Origin of the sequence: Pradoshia sp. (genome assembly GCF_051873915.1) — a bacterium.
GTDB lineage: Bacteria > Bacillota > Bacilli > Bacillales > Pradoshiaceae > Pradoshia.
In genome coordinates this window covers 51,555-53,984 of sequence record NZ_JBJEFJ010000077.1, presented here as the reverse complement: position 1 = coordinate 53,984, position 2,430 = coordinate 51,555, and the positions used below count along the sequence as shown (strand labels likewise).

Sequence of the window (2,430 nt, the reverse complement as noted above, 5' to 3'; positions counted from 1 at the left end):
GATTGTATATGTGTATTTCTACTATTCTGGTGATGGACTGGAGGTAGAGTATCTCTACATAAGTTCTGATAAAGCCGTTATTAAATGAAGAAGTTAAGGCAAATAGGGTACATTATCGAGGTAATAAAAGTTGCTTTAATGTATTATTAGATAATAATATCAGAAAGTGAATATGCCGCTTAGGCTTCAATACAAACAACAAATATATACAATTGAATGATGAGCTAAAAACAACTCATAAAATTGAAAATGTAAATGATATAATCTCTCATAAGGAAGAAATTATTACTGTGGTAAAGAAATATTTATCATTAAGATTTTGACGCAATGATGCGAATTCGCATTGTTGCGTTTTTTTTGCGGTGCAACCCAGCCTGCCACCGCCATACTTCCAATCGCTCTTAAGAAACAACTGACATAATCCCCAAAACTCAAGAGTAAAATGATTCATAAATCCCCTATTCATGTGCGGACCTTCGGAGGGGAAGATAGCCGAAAAACCGGCTATTTCTTTATGCATAATTTTCAGGAATGGGGAGCATATCTTTGAAGTCTGAGAAGAGTGTAAATCCTATGCTTCGGAAATATTCATTGATGATAGGAGATTGTCTGATGACGCAAAAGCAATCGCAGCCCGATGTGATTCATATTAAGCAGACGCGTCTGATTGATTCAACTGACCTTCAGCAGAGGTTAGGAAAAATCACTGATTGAAGTTTCACTTTATGATTAGGATCTGGAGGTAGTTGATATACCTCTGCCGTTTTTTCGGCACCATGGGAGTGAGGGAATGGATGACAATGTGATTCGGATGATTGTTGAAGAATTGCGCGCAGCCAATATGGATATCGATTCAAGTGTTGTAGGTGAGCTGCAGGAAAATGTAGAGGCATATTTATTCGTGACAGACCGGTTGGCGGAGATGAATGAATTTTTTTTAAATCCTTATAATGAGCAACTGCTTGCAATATTGGCTGGCATTCAAGGTGCAACCGGCCCGACTGGGCCAACAGGGATGAAGGGAAGGGGGCTTAAGGGACTAAAAGGACCTGAGGGAGCGACAGGGGTAACAGGACCGTCTTTAACAGGTCCAAAAGGGCCGACTGGACCAACCGGTTCGACCGGTTCGATGGGAACAACGCCCGTTATAACAGGCCCTACGGGAGCGACAGGAGCAACGGGTCCAATGGGCGTTGGGTTAGTTGGTGAACTAGGTGAGACTGGTCCGACAGGTGTTTCTTTAGTTGGGGTAACCGGAGCGACAGGAGCAACGGGGCCAAATGGATTTACAGGACCTAGCGGAGCAATGGGTGTCATCGGAACGGCTGGTCCAGTCGGCCCAACAGGTGCAAGAGGTGAGACGGGGCTTCCTGGCTTAATTGGAGCGGCAGGACCAACTGGTCAAACGGGAGTGACAGGGATAACTGGATTGGCAGGAATCGGTATCCAAGGCTTAGCTGGTGAAACGGGTGTAACAGGCGTGACGGGGGAGACAGGTGTTAGAGGGGAGACAGGTCCGGCCGGTGCGGCAGGAGGAACTGGCCCAACCGGTCCGACAGGTGAAACAGGAAATACTGTGACTGGTCCGAACGGACCGACCGGGGTCACGGGAGAGGTTGGATTGATTGGTGCAACAGGAGCAACGGGTCCTCTCGCGCCAACGAGTGAAACGCAGACATTTGCCTACGCTGCTAATACCGGCAGTCCCTCCCTCGCCATCGTACCTGGCGGGATTCCAATTCCTTTTCCTGACAATCAGCTTGTCAACGGCAACATCAGTCTTAATGCTACGGCTACCACTTTTACTTTGGGAGAAACTGGCTATTACTATATCAGCTTTAATATAAGGCTGTCAGCTCCAGCGGAGTTCGCTGCTCGAATCCTTTTGGGCGGCGGTCTCATCCTTAATTCTGTCATCAACCCGCGCGATGCGATTTCTGATTACTTCAATCAGATCGTTGTTGGTCTCACAACGCCCAATCAGGTATTACAGCTACAATTATTCAATGGGACGGGGACGGCGACATTGCAGCCGAGAGGCGGTGCGACCATTTCAATCATTAAGATAGGGGATGTTTAAGGGAGGGATTAGTGTATGGCTGATGAGCAAATGCCTGATCTTTCACCTTTAAAGAAGGTTGAGGGAATAGAGACACTGCTGTCATTGGTTAATGAAGAGGTGAAGTTAGCTGCGTTTTTAATCAGTGGAGCGGAGAAAATAATCTGTTCATTAGAAAGCTTGTCAGAAGCAGTGGCCAACAGTCAATCTTTGTCTTCCGTTCAAGAATTGATCGAGGAACCGCTTGAAATTCTCGTTCATCGGAACGAAAACCTTGTTAAGCGATTGGATGAGCTCGTGATGATGAATCGATCAGCACTTCTAAGTGATATTCTCTTATGCGCTATTGGCCCAACCGGACCAACTGGGCC

The 2,430-nt window shown here is 46.2% G+C and carries 2 protein-coding genes; both read left to right on the top strand.

Going from position 1 to position 2,430, the window contains the following annotated elements:
* Window positions 1-790: 790 nt before the first annotated feature.
* Window positions 791-2,080 carry a BclA C-terminal domain-containing protein gene (locus tag ACI35L_RS07565; RefSeq protein WP_439802582.1) on the top strand — a complete coding sequence of 430 codons (1,290 nt, stop codon included), beginning with the start codon at window positions 791-793 and terminating at the stop codon, window positions 2,078-2,080.
* 15 nt (window positions 2,081-2,095) lie between these two features.
* Window positions 2,096-2,430: hypothetical protein (locus tag ACI35L_RS07560; protein WP_439802581.1), on the top strand; the 335-nt coding region annotated here is incomplete at its 3' end.

Coding starts and splice junctions, on each gene's coding strand:
- ACI35L_RS07565 (WP_439802582.1), top strand. CDS start 791: ATGGATGACAATGTGATTCGGATGATTGTTGAAGAATTGCGCGCAGCC.